This window comes from Enterococcus sp. AZ035 (assembly GCF_050548325.1).
In the GTDB taxonomy this organism is placed as follows: domain Bacteria; phylum Bacillota; class Bacilli; order Lactobacillales; family Enterococcaceae; genus Enterococcus; species Enterococcus faecalis.
The window spans coordinates 1372320-1386730 of sequence record NZ_CP172958.1 but is presented as its reverse complement, the minus strand read 5'-3'; the positions used below and the strand labels follow the sequence as shown (position 1 = coordinate 1386730).

Genomic DNA, 14411 nt, shown 5'->3' with positions numbered 1-14411 from the left:
GGAAAAATTTTGCTATAATTACTTGGTTAGGAGTGACGTCGTGAAAAAATCAAACTATCAATGGCAGTTACAGACAAAGACAGAATTACCTGTAGAATTTATAGAACAATTAAAAAAAGAAGAAATTAATCCATTAATTGGCCAACTTTTATGGCACCGCAATATCCGGACAGAAGAAGCATTACGTAAGTTTCTACATCCGACTATCGAAGATATTTATGATCCGTTCTTAATGCATGATATGGAGAAAGCGGTAGCCCGCATCCAGCAAGCCGTCGAAGCGGGTGAACAAATCCTTGTCTATGGGGATTATGATGCAGATGGCATCACTAGTACCACGGTTATGAAAGAAGCAATCGAATTAGTCGGTGGCATGGTTCAGTACTTTCTACCGAATCGTTTTGTTCATGGCTATGGGCCTAATAAAGACGTATTTGCTGAACAAATTGAACAAGGAGTCCAATTAATTGTAACCGTTGATAATGGTGTAGCCGGACATGAAGCAATTAACTACGCTATGGCACAAGGAGTAGATGTAATCGTTACTGACCATCATGAATTGCCTGAACAATTACCAGAAGCCTATGCGATTGTCCACCCTAGACATCCACAAGGTGACTATCCTTTTGGAGATTTAGCTGGTGTTGGCGTGGCTTTCAAAGTCGCTACTGCGTTACTTGGTGAATTGCCAATTGAGTTATTAGATTTGGTAGCAATTGGGACGATTGCTGACTTGGTTTCATTAACCGATGAAAATAGAACGTTTGTCAAAATGGGCCTTCAAATGATTCAAACTGGTGATCGAATTGGTTTAGACGTTTTATTACAAGAAGCGGGTGTGAAAAAGGAAGCTGTTTCAGAAGAATCAATTGGCTTTACCATTGGACCTCGTTTAAACGCATTAGGTCGATTAGGGGAAGCCGCACCAGGTGTTGAATTGATGACTACATTTGATGAAGAACAAGCGCTGGAAATCGCTAAATATATCGATCAACAAAACAATGAACGAAAAGACATTGTAACGACGATTGCCAAAGAAGCCCTGGATTTAATCGACCCGAATGCGCCGGTCCATATTTTAGCGAAACAAGGCTGGCATGAAGGCGTCTTAGGGATTGTCGCGGGCCGCATTATGCAAGAAACGGGGAAACCAACCATTATTTTAGCAATAGATGAATCTGGTACGACCGCTAAAGGCTCTGGACGTAGCATTAGCGCATTGAATCTCTATGAGGCGTTGAACGAAGTGCGTGAGCAATTCACTCATTTTGGTGGGCATCATATGGCAGCGGGAATGACTTTACCTGTTGAAAATATTCCTTTTGTTCAAGAACATTTGGTACACTTTATTGAAAAAAATCAAATTGATATGGCTAATGGACAAGAGTTGCTCATTAGTGAGAGCTTAGCGGTTTCGCAGGCCACGACTACTTTTATTGATCAATTGCGTATTTTGGCGCCTTTTGGGACCGATAATACTGTTCCAACTTTTGTATTTAAGGAAATCACGCCTACGCAAATTCGGCAAATTGGTGCAGATAATGCACATCTGAAATTTCAAATGAATCAAGAAGGGGCACAATTGGATGCAATTGCTTTTCAAATGGGGCCTCAAGCGGATGAACTAGCACAAGGAACCGCCGATGTGGCAGGCCAACTTTCCACCAATGAATGGAATGGTCGTAAGAAACCACAATTAATGGTGACTGATTTTGCTGTATCGGGAAGACAATTATTTGATTTTCGTGGCAAAAATAATCAAACGAAACCAATTCCTTCAGAAGCAACAGCTTATCTTTTGTTTGATGAAAAAAATCAAAAATTCATTTCAGATCCAACCGCTAATATTATTGTTTGGTCAAACCAAAAAGAATTGGTGGAAGCTGTTTCTCAAAATCAAATCGAACAACTGGTTTTTGTCGACTGTCCTGTGGAAGCAATCACGGTTAAAGAAATTGTTGAAGCGACTGAGATACAACGTATATACATGATGTTTATTTCACCAGAAGAAGCTTATTTAAACGGTATGGCTTCACGTGAACAATTTGCAACATTGTATAAATTTATTTTGCAGCAAAAAGAAGTAAATCTACGTTCCCAGCTATCGAAGGTGGCAAATTACTTAAATATCCAAGAAAAATTATTAATTTTCATGATACAGGTGTTTTTTGACTTAGGATTTGTTACAATAGAAAGCGGTGTTTTAAACAGTATTGAGAAACCCGACAATCGACCATTGACTGAAAGTCAAGTGTACCAACAACGATTGAAAAAAATAAAAACAGAAGAATTTCTACTTTACAGTGATTGTCAAACAATACAACAATGGCTGTGGAATGAGGAGGACAAATAAAAATGGATTTAAGAGATTACATTGCAAGCATTCCAGATTATCCTGAGAAAGGGATCGTGTTCCGTGACATTTCTCCATTAATGGCTAATGGGGATGCCTACCGTGAAGCAACGAAACAAATCGTGGATTACGCGAAAGAAAAAAGAATTGATATGGTTGTAGGACCGGAAGCTCGTGGCTTTATTGTCGGCTGTCCAGTGGCTTATGAACTAGGGGTTGGCTTTGCTCCGGTTCGTAAAAAAGGAAAACTTCCTCGTGAAACCATCGAAGTGACTTATGACTTAGAATATGGTTCAGATACATTAACGTTGCACAAAGATGCCATCACACCAGGTCAACGTGTTTTGATTTGTGATGACTTGTTAGCAACTGGTGGTACTATTAAAGCAACCATCGAATTAGTCGAACAATTAGGTGGTATTGTGGTTGGTTGTGCGTTCCTAATTGAATTAATGGATTTACATGGCCGTGATAAAATTGATGGCTACGATATTGTTACCTTAATGGAATACTAATCTAATTTAATTAGAAAGAGCGAAGGATTTAATCCTTCGCTCTTTCTTTGACATATTTATAAAAACGGAGCATAGCTTGGGGGGGACACACCGTTTTATTATTTATTAAGGGAACTTACGATAAACGTATCTTGCTTGCTGTTGTTTACGTGTACGTGTATAACGCTTCTCATCCCATGACATAAACCAAAGAATAAATAACGGCGTCACGATCATAAAAGCAAGACGTAATCCTAATGTTCCCAAAAAAATACCTATAACCAATACAAAAAATAAAAATCCAACACGACGAATTGCTTCCATGTGTATCACCTCTTCATTTGATTCGAACGAGTGTTCGTATTGTTATTATACGAATGTATGTTCGTTTTGTAAAGTCTTTTCTACTAATTTATGTTAAAATAATTCGAAAAGAAGAATAATCCTTTATAATAAAGAGATTTAGGGCAATAAAAGAACACGATGCTTTGAGCATCGTGTTCTTATTGTGCTGTGATTACGTATAAAAGAGAACAGAAAAATACATGAGGATCGCTGCAAGCATGACGAACAAGTGCCAAACTACATGCATAAACCGCACATTTTTCAATGAATAGAAGGCTGCACCTAATGTGTAAGACACGCCCCCTGCGACCAATAACGCTGTTCCTGTAAACCCAAGAGATTCATATAACGGACGAGCAGCGATGATACAGAGCCAACCTAAAACAATATAAATAATCGTTGAAATGTTTTTCACTGTTTCTTGTTTATGCAACGTGAGGGATTTATAGACAATACCGACAACGGCGATTAACCAGACTAAACTAAATAAGGTCCAACCTAACCAACCGCCAATACTAATTAAGCAAAACGGCGTATAGCTGCCAGCAATCAATAAGAAAATAGAACTATGATCGAAGACCTGAAAGACCTTTTTGGCTCTTGTAAAAATTAAACTATGAAATAACGTTGAAGATAAAAAAAGTAGAATCAACATGGAGCCATAAATAGCATAAGATACCACGTGAATCGGTGAGCCTAAACGAGCTCCTTTAACAAGTAAAATGACTAAGCCAGCAATACTTAAACCTGCGCCTATGCCATGTGTAACTGCATTTAAGACTTCGTTCACGATTAGGTATTTTTTTGAGAAATGCGTTTTTTCCAATAAATTCACTTCCTTTATTTTAATTTGATGAAAAATTCGGCAGTGTCTGTTATACTATAACTAGATAATTAACCGTTTAATGGTATTCTACCATGAAAACAGGTTCCTTTTAAAGAAAGAGTGATAAATTTATGACAAACGTTAAAATCGTAACGGATTCTTCATGTACGATGGAAAAAAGTCTTAGAGATGAATTAAATATCCATATGATGCCTTTATCAATTATGGTTGATGGCGTTGTTTATCCAGATGATGATCATTTGCCAGGCGAAAAATTTATGGACATGATGGCTAATGCGAAGGCCTTACCCAAAACGAGTCAACCACCAATTGGTGAATTTGTAGAATTATATGATCGCTTAGGTGAAGATGGCAGTGAAGTAATTTCGATTCACATGACAAAAGGCTTAAGTGGAACGGTTGAAGCGGCCCGTCAAGCTAGCAACTTATCATCAAGTAAAGTAACGGTGATTGATAGCGATTTTACAGACCAAGGTTTGTCTTTCCAAGTCATTCAAGCAGCAAAATTGGCACAAGCGGGAGCGGGTGTTCCAGAAATTTTAGCTGAAATTGAACGCGTCAAACAAAATACCAAATTATACATTGGCATTTCAACATTGGATAATTTGGTTAAAGGTGGACGAATCAGCCGTACAACAGGATTATTATCAAACATTTTTAATATGAAAGTTGTCATGGACTTTGAAAATACGGAATTGATTCCTGTAGCGAAAGGCCGCGGCGTTAAAACGTTTAATAAATGGTTTGACGAATTGAAATCAGAATTAAGTAAGATTCCAAATGTTCGACAAATTGGCATTTCTCATGCGGATGGGCTAGAACTAGCAAATGGATTCAAAGAAGGATTACAAGCAATCTTTAAAGACATGGATATTCCCGTATTACATACGAATCCAGTCATTGCAACACATACAGGAAAAAATGCCTTTGCTATTATGTACTATACAGACTAAGAAATAACGAGGTTGGGTCTCGCTCTTAAATGAGTAGACGCAACCTCTTTCTAACAAGAAAAGGAAAATTTCTTGTTGGTTTATTTAAAAGGAAGTGACGAAGATGAAAAAACAAACACAGCATATTTTGCTGACCGTCTTAACACCTATCCTCATTGCGCTAGGTGTTTTTACATTGTTAAGTGTGGCCATCCCCAAAGCAAAGCCACTATTAAAGCAAGAGAAAGTGGCCACAACTGCTCAAAAAAATCAAAAAGAAGTCATTCATTATACAGCTATCGGTGATTCTTTAACTGAAGGAATTGGCGATTTGACGAATAGTGGAGGTTTTGTTCCTATTGTGGCAGATGATTTAAAAGAACACTACAACTTGAACGGTGTTCAAACAGACAATTTTGGGAAAAATGGGGATCGTAGTGATCAAATTTTAAAACGAATCAAAGAGAAACCTGAAATTCAAAAGGGCCTTGCCTATGCGGACGTGATTACGCTAACGGTTGGTGGAAATGACTTAATGAAAGTAATTAGTAGTAATATTTTCGACTTGAAAGTCAGCTCGTTCAATCGTCCACAAAAAGCCTATCAACGCCGAGTAAGACGACTACTTGAAGAAATCCGAGAGTACAACGAGAAGGCCCCTATTTATGTCTTAGGAATTTACAATCCCTTCTACTTAAACTTTTCCGAAATTACAGAAATGCAAGAAATCGTTGATAACTGGAATCAAGCAACCGAAGAAATGGTTCAAGAGCAAAAACGAGCCTATTTCATTCCTATCAATGATTTACTCTATAAAGGTCGTGGCGATGAAGTTGGCGTAACTGGTGGCGACTCAGAAACTACAGGAAGTAGTGCTAGCAAAGAGGATTTAAACAATTTGTTATATGAAGAAGATCGCTTCCATCCAAATAATCTTGGCTACCAAATTATGGCCGGAGCTGTCCGGGATGAAATGGTCAAGACAGAGAAAGAATGGATAACAAAATCAGAAGGTAGTGAATAAAATGAATGAAGAAAAGCCAAAAACAAGTAAATCAATTAAAAAGACACAACCAACCAATCTTAAACGAAATCCCTGGAAAATCGCTTTTCTTGTTCTAGTGGGTTTAGTCATTGGTAGTGTAGCTTTCGTGACATTTCGAGCAACACAAGTTCGCGAACCAGATTTAAAGAAAATACCAGCAATTGTTGAAAAAGAAGGCGAGCCAGTCGTCACCATTCAGTCAAAAAAACAACAAGTGAACAAACTGATTGACTTTTATTTAGCCGACTTTCAAAAAGGCTCGGAGATTAAATATAAATTTTATTTAGAAAATGATGCTTTATTAAATGGAACATTTCAGGTGTTAGGGCATGACATTCCTTTTTACTTATATTTTGATCCTTACGTGATGGCGAATGGTAATGTACAATTAAAAGCAAAAAGTTTATCTATAGGAACGTTAGGCTTGCCAATTAAAGAAGTATTGAAATTTGCTAAACGTTCTTACAAACTACCTAAATGGGTTGAAATCAATCCAGATGATCAAACTGTTTTATTACGTTTAGATCAGTTTAGAATGCAAAATGGTCTATTTGTTCGAGCAGAAAAGATTAATTTAGTTGACGATGACATTCGGATGAATATATACTTGCCAAAAGAGAAATAAAAAAGGAGTGTTAGAGATGGAAGAAAAAGCAATTTTTGCAGGCGGCTGTTTCTGGTGTATGGTGCAGCCTTTTGATACACAACCAGGGATTATCTCAGTTGTTTCGGGTTATACAGGTGGGCACGTGCCTAATCCAACATATGAACAGGTTCTAACACACACAACAGGCCATACGGAAGCAGTAGAAATCACTTTTGATCCAGCGATTATTTCTTACGAACAATTAGTGGATATTTATTGGCAACAAACAGATCCTACTGATGCTTTCGGTCAGTTTCAAGACCGCGGCGATAATTATCGGCCAGTTATTTTTTATCGTTCCCAAGAACAAAAAGAAATTGCTGAGAAAAGTAAAGAACGTCTAGCTAATAGTGGTCGTTTTACAGAACCAATTGTTACCACCATCGAACCAGCAGCACCATTTTATCCTGCTGAAGAATACCATCAAGACTTTTATAAAAAAGACGCTTTGCGTTATGGATTGTCCCATCAACGTAGAAGTGAATTTATCGAAGAAAAATGGAGTGATTAATTTACATGAGACGAAGCTTTTACCATTACTTAATGACATTAAAAGGTCCGGCTAAAGATTCTGAAACTGATTTTGCCAATGAAGCGGCCAAAGATATTCAGTTTCCAAAACAAACCGAGGATTATCATGAACTTTCTTCTTATTTAGAAATGAATGCTGACTATTTAAGCAACATGGACATCTTTGATGAGTTATGGGAAAAGTACCTTGAAAACAATAAATAAATCCAGAGGAAAAGCAAACAAAGCTTTTCCTCTTTTTTCATTCATGTTATAGTAAACAAAAGTAGTGACGAATTTGTTAGAAATGAGATGAAATCTATGAAGAACAAACGAACTGTTCCTTTTTATCAATATATTATTTCGCTCCTCTGTGTCGCATTTTTAGCTGGAGGAAGTAGTTATATTTATTTTGATCATCGTGTTAAAAAGATGAGTCAAGAAGGGGCAATTACCAATGCTGATTTAAGCAAAGTGCAGGATTTATATAATGAAATTAGTACCAATTATGTAGGTGAAGTAGATAAAAATGAATTAGTTGAAGGCGCCTTAAAAGGCATGTCTGAAGCTATTGGAGACCCATACTCAACTTATCTAAATGAATCTGCTGCCAATAATTTAAACGAAAGCTTATCTGGCGATTTTGAAGGAATTGGTGCCACTATGACAATGAAAGATGGCGAACCAGTTGTAGCAGAGGCCCCTGTAGCAGATTCCCCAGCTGAAAAAGCGGGAATCAAAGAAGGCGATATTATTGAAAAAGTTGATGGTACAGCTACAAAAGGGATGAAACTAGCAGAAGTCGTCTCAAAAGTCCGAGGTAAAAAAGGAACTTCCGTTGAATTGACTATCCAAAGAGAGGGAGAAACTAAAAATATCTCCATCAAACGTGGGAAAATTCCCGTTAAAACAGTGACTGGTGAGTTAGACAAAAATGATGCACAAATTGGCTCGATTAAAATTACGTCCTTTGGTAAAAAAACATATCAAGAATTGAAAGAAACAATCACGAATTTACGTGACAAAGGAGCTAAATCCTTTGTAATTGATGTACGCCAAAATCCTGGTGGACTGCTAGATCAAGCAGAGCGAATGGCCAGTATGTTTTTAAAAAATGGCGAAACAATTGTTCAATTTGAAGACAAAAAAGGACGTACGATGAAAGAAGTTGCTTCCAAAGAATTAGACGGCGGCTTTAAAGTAAAAGAACCTGTTGCAGTTATCATTGATGGCAATAGTGCCAGTGCATCCGAAATTTTTGCTGCAGCACTGCATGAATCTGCGAATGTCCCACTAATTGGAACGAAAACATTTGGCAAAGGAACGGTCCAAACGGTGAAAGATTTAAATGACCAAACCGAAATAAAATTGACTGTTTTAAAATGGTTAACACCAAAAGGCGAATGGATCAACGAAAAAGGAATTGAACCAACCATCAAAGCTGATTACCCCGAGTATGCCTATTTAAAATTGATTCCTCGCGATAAAACGCTAAAAGAAGGAGATCAATCTGAAGATATTCAGAACTTAAATGCTATTTTAGCTGTATTAGCGTATCCTGTTGATGAAAACAATGCAAACTACACCGCAGAAACAAAAGCAGCGGTTAGCGATCTTCAACAGAAAAATGGCTTGCCTGTAACTGGAGAAATCGACAATGAAACAGCCACAAAAATTGAAGCCACTTTAGGTAAATTAATTCTTGAAAATGACGCTGCCTACGATACAGCAGTCAAAGAAATTCAAAAAAACTAGAAAAAAGGTGGCACGAAGTTGAAGAAGAAACGTGATTATGTTGGGTATTTAATGTACTTTCTGAAAATCTTAGTACCAGCAATCGTAGCCGTTTTTATTTTAAGAGGATTTTTCCTGATTCCTGTTCGGGTGGATGGCCATTCCATGCAAAAAACCTTGAATCAAGGAGATATGATTGTGATGGAAAAATTCTCCGCCATTAAACGGTTTGATGTGGTGGTCTTTAAAACAGACACAGGATCGATTCTGATTAAACGTGTGATTGGTTTACCAGGAGAAGCTGTGCGTTACGAAAACGATCAGTTATATGTCAATAATCAGCCAATCGCTGAACCGTATTTAACTAAAAACAGAAAAAAAGATCATGAAACGATGCCTTACACTACGAATTTTGATTCAAAAGAATTGTTAATGCAAGAAAAATTACCTAAAGATAGCTATTTTGTGCTTGGTGATAATCGCCGTATGTCCAAAGACAGCCGTTCTTTTGGTGCAATACATGCAGATCAAATCTTAGGGAAAGCACAATTTGTTTATTACCCACTCACTCATATGAAGATCATTCCTAAATAAGTAAGACCACTAGTTCGTTTATTTAAATAACGACTAGTGGTCTTTTCTAATCTGAAAAATTGTTCTCTTAGCTGAAAAATGTTAAGGTTAAAGTAATGATAGATGTAGGAGGTCATGCAAATGATTAGAAAAACAATTTTAGCAAGTTCTATCTTAGGCGTTGGGTTGCTAATTGGTGCATGTGGGAATCAAACCCAAACTCAAATGAATTCAACTAATACCAGTGAATCATCACAGCCTAAAGTAACCGAATCAAGTCGCAAGTCATCTGAAAGTGCGTCTAATAACGAAGGTGTATCAAGCGATTCTAGTAAATCCACAAGTTCCACTACAGAATCAGAAATCTTAAAAGGTCTGGCGGAAGAAAAAACGCTAAAAGAAAAAATCCCGTCCTTAAATCAAACAACGATTAAGAAAGTCACTGATAATGAGTATAAACGCATTCTTGTGATGGAAGAAAAGGCTACAGGAACGACCTATAAAAGTATTTTGATAAAAAAACAAAATCGCTTAAAAATTGTCAACGAAACAACCGATGAATTGTTATACAATGGAACCCTATAAGAACGAAACCATTCAATAAACTCAAAAGTATCGCCATTGTTTTCAAAGAAAAATTTCTTTGGAAACAATGTTTTTTTTGTTGACAAAAGAATTTCTAAGATATATAGTTAGTTACATAAGTAGTTAACCGTTTAAGCGAGGTGTAAAAATGGAATTTAATTTTTCGGGGGAAAAGCCTTTATTTCAGCAAGTAGCCGATCAGATTGCCGAAGGAATTTTTAATGGCGCTTACTTAGAAGGCGAACAAATTCCCTCAACCACAGAAATATCAAAAAGTTATCAAATCAATCCAGCCACCGTTTTAAAAGGAATGAATTTATTAGTAGAACGACAGTTGATTGAAAAGAAACGGGGGATTGGCATGTTTGTTTTACCAGGCGCTCAAGAGAGAGTAAGAAGTGCACGGAAAGAAGAATTTTTAAATAAAGAAGTCTTAGAAGTTGTCGCAGAAGCTAAAAAATTAGGGATTACAGCTGAACAATTAAAACAACTAATTGAAAGAGGGTATGACGCATGAGTTTGCGGGTGGAATCAGTAAGTAAAAAATATCATCAAAAACAAGCACTAGATAATATTTCAATTACTTTTGAAAAAGAAACGATTTATGGGCTCTTAGGCAGAAACGGGGCTGGTAAAAGTACGTTATTAAATATCATAAATAATCGAAGTTTTGCCACTTCAGGTTCCGTTAAATTGGCGGGAGAAACAGTGACCGATAATGAGGCTGCTTTGACTCATATTTACTTAATGAGTGAAGATAATTTGTTTCCTCCTCAGTTAAAAATTAAAGATATTTTTAAAACGACTGAAGGTTTTTATGGATCCTTTGACTGGTCTTTAGCCGAACAAATGTTAAGCGATTTTGATTTAGATGGTAAAAAGACATTCAAAAAATTATCAACTGGTTATCGGAGTATTGCTAAACTAATAGTGGCGCTATCCGTCCCCTGTGAGTATATTTTTTTAGATGAGCCAGTCTTAGGTTTAGACGCCAATCATCGGGAATTATTTTATACTTATTTAATTGAGACATACCAAGAACGTCCCCGTACGTTTGTGATTTCTACCCATTTGATTGAAGAAATTGCGAATTTATTAGAAGATATTATCATCATTGATCAAGGAAAATTGATTCGCGCAGAATCTATTGAAACAATTTTGAAAAACGGTCGCATTGTTTCTGGGCCGAAAGAACAAGTAGAGCGCTATACTCAGTCATTGGAAATCTTAGGCATGGACACTTTAGGTGGAGCAGTTACGGCTTACGTGTACGGCGACTTGCCGACTGAAAAAGCAGAGGTTCAAATTGCGCCGCTAAATTTACAAACATATTTTGTACAATTAACCAATAGAAAGAAGGAAAAGTAAAATGAAATTTAAAACAGCTTTGCGGTATCGTGTTATTTATCAAGTCCGTTCCTTAGCAATTTATTTTGGCTTTTATGCTTTGTTCGGCATTCTTTTTCCTCTTATTGGGTTGCTCTTTTCTAACGACGTGAACACTGTCAGCTCTGATGCAGTAATTCCTTGTCTGGTTTTTATGGGGATACTATCATTTTTGGGGATGAACACAGATTTTAAACTGTTTATTCAAAACGGGCTTTCCCGCTGGACAATTTTTTTGGTGAATTTTGTAAGTAATGCTATTTTATCTTTGGTTGGATCCTTGGCTGTACTTGTACTGATTAAAGTATTTAGCGGCAATTTCATTTCTCATTTTCAATTATCAATGAAATTAATTGATGTCTATGCACAAGGAAACTTTTTCATGTCGTGGTTGCTCTTTTTTATCTTACTAATGCTTAGCGGCTCACTTGGCTTGTTAGCAGGTGTCTTTAATGATCGGATAGATGGCGTAAAAAAACTCATTGTTTTATTGCTGTTATTAATGATTCCTATTTTACTGGGCACGATTGCACAATTAGGGGGGGCACCAATGCGCCTGAGAATGCTCCATGTCTTGCAAGCAATGGTTGGTTATCAATCCACTGGTTTTACTGTCCTACCACTTCTTCTGACAATCAGTTGCTTTGTTGGTATTAATCTTGGCTTGGCCTATTTATTGAATAAACATCGTGAAATTAAACGCGTAAATGCATAACTAATTAATAAGAACATGTTCAATGAGGTGAATTTGGAACATGTTCTTATTGTTTTAATTGAGAGATACATCGGAAGTACCATGACAAAGGAAAGGGCTTCCGTCAAAATAGAAAGAGAAGAAAGGAGTATGAAAAGAGTAAAAAACTTTGTAAATAAGTAAACGACAAAGAATGAAAAATGGAGGGGTAACATGGCGGTAATTGAAGCAAAAAATATTAAAAAAAGTTATGGAAAGAACGAAACAAAATTTGATGCGTTAAAAGGTGTTGATTTAAAAGTTGAAAAAGGTGAATCTGTGGCCATAATTGGTAAAAGTGGCTCTGGGAAATCAACATTTATGCACATTTTGGCATTGTTAGATCAACCAACTTCAGGAGATATTTATTTAAATGGTAAAAATGTTACTAGTATTAGAAAGAAAGTGCTGAATAAAACGAGAAATGAAGAATTTGGTTTTGTTTTTCAACAATTCTTTATGAATGCCAAGGATACAGTTTTAAATAATGTTCTTTTACCATTAAAAATTGGTGGGATTTCCGGTAGCAAGAGGAAAAAGATGGCTTTAGATGCGTTAAAAGCAGTCGGTTTGGAAGATAAAGTTCAAAATAAAGCGAATAATTTATCTGGTGGCCAAAAACAACGGGTATGTATAGCGCGTGCTTTAGTTAATAATCCGCAAATTATTTTTGCAGATGAACCTACAGGGAATTTAGATTCTGCCACTGGGAAGAAAATTGAAGAATTGTTATTTGATTTAAATAAAAATAAAGGAATTACCTTAATTATTGTGACACATGATCCAGACTTAGCAGCACGTTGTGATCGGCAAGTTCATGTTCGAGACGGCTTGATTGTAGGAGGAGATGAGTAAATGAAATTTAGAGATATTTTAAAATCAGCTAGTACCAATTTAATGCGTAATAAAGGTCGAACCGTATTGACCATTATTGCAATCTTTATTGGAGCATTTACCATAGCTTTAACTACAGGAGTCAATATTGGTGTAAATGATTATATTGACAAACAAGTCGGCAGTGTCGGTGGTGCAAATCAGCTATTTATTCAGCCAAAAATGGAGATGAATGTTGGTAACGGAACAGAACCAAGTAAATATAATCCAGAGAAAAAAACCAGTACGATTCAACAACAAAGTATGCTTGCTGAAAAAGATATTGAGAAGATTAAAAAAATCTCGGATGTTACATCAGTGGAACCAATGAAATCCGTTGCTATCGATTATATAAAAGGAGCAGATAAGCATAAATATGTATTTTCAGCAACTTCTGCGCTAGATGAGATGACCATTGATTTAGCGGCTGGCCGTAAAGTTTCGCAAACGAGCCAGGACTTCGAAATTAATTTGTCACCAGAATATGTAAAAGCGCTCGGCTATACATCTAGTAAAGCTGCCGTGGGAGAAACAGTTCAATTAGGTATCTCAAGTTCCTTGAAAGGACAAGAGCAAGTTATTGAAGCAAAAATTGTTGGCGTTAGAAATGCCAGTGTCATTCAAAATGGGCTCTCGTTGATGAATAAAGCATTGATTGATAAAGTTGTCTCAATCAATCAAGCAGATCTTCCAGAACATTTAAAAAATCAATACGCGATGATTATTGCTGAAGTTAAAAAAGACAGCACGCCAGAGCAGATTAAGGACATCAAAAAAGATTTAGACAAAGCTGGCTATTTAGCGACTACTGTCGAAGATGAAATTGGCATGATTCGTAATATAATCAATGCAATCACTGGTGTCTTAACCATGTTTGGTGCAATTGCCTTGTTAGCTGCAAGCTTTGGCATTATTAACACGCTGTATATGTCTGTCCAAGAAAGAACGCGAGAAATTGGTTTAATGAAAGCCATGGGACTTAGCAATGGGAAAGTCTTTACAATTTTTAGTGTTGAGGCGGCTTTAATTGGCTTTTTTGGCTCAATATTAGGCATTTTAGGAGCTGTTGGGGTTGGAAATTTAGTTAATCGTTTGGCAACGGATTCTTTTTTAAAGGCTTTAACAGGATTTAAATTAATTCAATTTTCATTGCCATCTTCACTAACGATTATCTTAGTTATTATGTTTATTGCTTTTTTAGCAGGAACTTTACCAGCTCGAAGAGCAGCAAAATTAGATCCAATTGAATCTTTACGTTATGAATAATAGACTAAAAACAGCTACTTTCTCTCAATTTAACTAAAGCATATTCTTATATAAAAAGAAGGCAATAGGCGTATACTAAAAGTGTGAAA

General features: G+C 36.5%; 17 protein-coding genes. 15 read left to right on the top strand and 2 right to left on the bottom strand.

Going from position 1 to position 14411, the window contains the following annotated elements:
• Positions 1-40 precede the first annotated feature (40 nt).
• Entirely contained in the window at positions 41-2353 is a 2313-nt protein-coding gene (gene recJ / locus IGL32_RS06685; RefSeq protein ID WP_202569275.1) for a single-stranded-DNA-specific exonuclease RecJ, read from the top strand.
• A gap of 2 nt (positions 2354-2355) precedes the next feature.
• The gene (locus tag IGL32_RS06680) at positions 2356-2868 is read left to right on the top strand and encodes an adenine phosphoribosyltransferase (protein WP_002357441.1); all 513 of its coding nucleotides are present in this window, start codon (positions 2356-2358) and stop codon (positions 2866-2868) included.
• A gap of 105 nt (positions 2869-2973) precedes the next feature.
• On the opposite strand, the gene IGL32_RS06675 is transcribed toward IGL32_RS06680, so the two are convergent.
• Entirely contained in the window at positions 2974-3171 is a 198-nt protein-coding gene (locus IGL32_RS06675; RefSeq protein ID WP_002360203.1) for a hypothetical protein, read from the bottom strand.
• A 193-nt stretch (positions 3172-3364) separates the two neighbouring features.
• Positions 3365-4018, bottom strand: a complete 654-nt coding sequence (gene trhA, locus IGL32_RS06670; protein WP_002379487.1) for a PAQR family membrane homeostasis protein TrhA — start codon at positions 4016-4018, stop codon at positions 3365-3367.
• A 131-nt stretch (positions 4019-4149) separates the two neighbouring features.
• Between trhA and IGL32_RS06665 the strand changes: the two genes are divergently transcribed.
• The 13 genes from IGL32_RS06665 (at position 4150) to IGL32_RS06605 (ending at position 14322) form a co-directional block, all read left to right on the top strand.
• Positions 4150-4992 (top strand): DegV family protein, encoded by an 843-nt coding sequence (locus tag IGL32_RS06665; protein WP_002357444.1) that lies wholly within the window; start codon positions 4150-4152, stop codon positions 4990-4992.
• A gap of 103 nt (positions 4993-5095) precedes the next feature.
• On the top strand, positions 5096-5995 hold the full coding sequence (locus IGL32_RS06660) for an SGNH/GDSL hydrolase family protein (protein WP_162784103.1): 900 nt from the start codon (positions 5096-5098) through the stop codon (positions 5993-5995).
• Complete coding sequence (locus tag IGL32_RS06655; RefSeq protein ID WP_002357446.1) at positions 5988-6641, top strand: YpmS family protein; 654 nt, start codon at positions 5988-5990, stop codon at positions 6639-6641. Before IGL32_RS06660 ends, IGL32_RS06655 begins: the two co-directional genes overlap by 8 nt.
• Positions 6642-6657: 16 nt before the next feature.
• Complete coding sequence (gene msrA, locus IGL32_RS06650; protein ID WP_002357448.1) at positions 6658-7173, top strand: peptide-methionine (S)-S-oxide reductase MsrA; 516 nt, start codon at positions 6658-6660, stop codon at positions 7171-7173.
• A gap of 5 nt (positions 7174-7178) precedes the next feature.
• Positions 7179-7397, top strand: coding sequence for a YozE family protein (locus IGL32_RS06645; protein WP_002364020.1), 219 nt, complete (start codon positions 7179-7181; stop codon positions 7395-7397).
• Between the two features lie 87 nt (positions 7398-7484).
• Complete coding sequence (locus tag IGL32_RS06640) at positions 7485-8927, top strand: S41 family peptidase (RefSeq protein ID WP_002379484.1); 1443 nt, start codon at positions 7485-7487, stop codon at positions 8925-8927.
• An 18-nt stretch (positions 8928-8945) separates the two neighbouring features.
• A complete protein-coding gene (gene lepB / locus IGL32_RS06635; RefSeq protein WP_002382369.1) occupies positions 8946-9500 on the top strand; it encodes a signal peptidase I in 555 nt (184 codons plus the stop codon).
• Positions 9501-9614: 114 nt separating this feature from the next.
• On the top strand, positions 9615-10064 hold the full coding sequence (locus IGL32_RS06630) for a hypothetical protein (RefSeq protein ID WP_002357452.1): 450 nt from the start codon (positions 9615-9617) through the stop codon (positions 10062-10064).
• A 148-nt stretch (positions 10065-10212) separates the two neighbouring features.
• Positions 10213-10581, top strand: coding sequence for a GntR family transcriptional regulator (locus IGL32_RS06625; protein ID WP_002357453.1), 369 nt, complete (start codon positions 10213-10215; stop codon positions 10579-10581).
• Entirely contained in the window at positions 10578-11432 is an 855-nt protein-coding gene (locus IGL32_RS06620; RefSeq protein ID WP_002366745.1) for an ATP-binding cassette domain-containing protein, read from the top strand. Before IGL32_RS06625 ends, IGL32_RS06620 begins: the two co-directional genes overlap by 4 nt.
• A 1-nt stretch (position 11433) precedes the next feature.
• Positions 11434-12165 carry a hypothetical protein gene (locus IGL32_RS06615; RefSeq protein ID WP_002360209.1) on the top strand — a complete coding sequence of 244 codons (732 nt, stop codon included), beginning with the start codon at positions 11434-11436 and terminating at the stop codon, positions 12163-12165.
• A gap of 192 nt (positions 12166-12357) precedes the next feature.
• On the top strand, positions 12358-13038 hold the full coding sequence (locus IGL32_RS06610; RefSeq protein WP_002357457.1) for an ABC transporter ATP-binding protein: 681 nt from the start codon (positions 12358-12360) through the stop codon (positions 13036-13038).
• Positions 13039-14322 carry an ABC transporter permease gene (locus tag IGL32_RS06605; RefSeq protein WP_002357458.1) on the top strand — a complete coding sequence of 428 codons (1284 nt, stop codon included), beginning with the start codon at positions 13039-13041 and terminating at the stop codon, positions 14320-14322. It abuts the gene before it with no gap.
• Positions 14323-14411: the final 89 nt, after the last annotated feature.

Bases quoted from the DNA above. Each gene is read 5' to 3' on its own strand.
- IGL32_RS06640 (WP_002379484.1), top strand. From the start codon at position 7,485: ATGAAATCTATGAAGAACAAACGAACTGTTCCTTTTTATCAATATATT.
- IGL32_RS06630 (WP_002357452.1), top strand. From the start codon at position 9,615: ATGCAAATGATTAGAAAAACAATTTTAGCAAGTTCTATCTTAGGCGTT.
- IGL32_RS06615 (WP_002360209.1), top strand. From the start codon at position 11,434: ATGAAATTTAAAACAGCTTTGCGGTATCGTGTTATTTATCAAGTCCGT.
- IGL32_RS06605 (WP_002357458.1), top strand. From the start codon at position 13,039: ATGAAATTTAGAGATATTTTAAAATCAGCTAGTACCAATTTAATGCGT.
- IGL32_RS06675 (WP_002360203.1), bottom strand. From the start codon at position 3,171: ATGGAAGCAATTCGTCGTGTTGGATTTTTATTTTTTGTATTGGTTATA.
- IGL32_RS06610 (WP_002357457.1), top strand. From the start codon at position 12,358: ATGGCGGTAATTGAAGCAAAAAATATTAAAAAAAGTTATGGAAAGAAC.
- IGL32_RS06680 (WP_002357441.1), top strand. From the start codon at position 2,356: ATGGATTTAAGAGATTACATTGCAAGCATTCCAGATTATCCTGAGAAA.
- IGL32_RS06620 (WP_002366745.1), top strand. From the start codon at position 10,578: ATGAGTTTGCGGGTGGAATCAGTAAGTAAAAAATATCATCAAAAACAA.
- IGL32_RS06665 (WP_002357444.1), top strand. From the start codon at position 4,150: ATGACAAACGTTAAAATCGTAACGGATTCTTCATGTACGATGGAAAAA.
- msrA (WP_002357448.1), top strand. From the start codon at position 6,658: ATGGAAGAAAAAGCAATTTTTGCAGGCGGCTGTTTCTGGTGTATGGTG.
- IGL32_RS06660 (WP_162784103.1), top strand. From the start codon at position 5,096: ATGAAAAAACAAACACAGCATATTTTGCTGACCGTCTTAACACCTATC.
- IGL32_RS06645 (WP_002364020.1), top strand. From the start codon at position 7,179: ATGAGACGAAGCTTTTACCATTACTTAATGACATTAAAAGGTCCGGCT.
- IGL32_RS06625 (WP_002357453.1), top strand. From the start codon at position 10,213: ATGGAATTTAATTTTTCGGGGGAAAAGCCTTTATTTCAGCAAGTAGCC.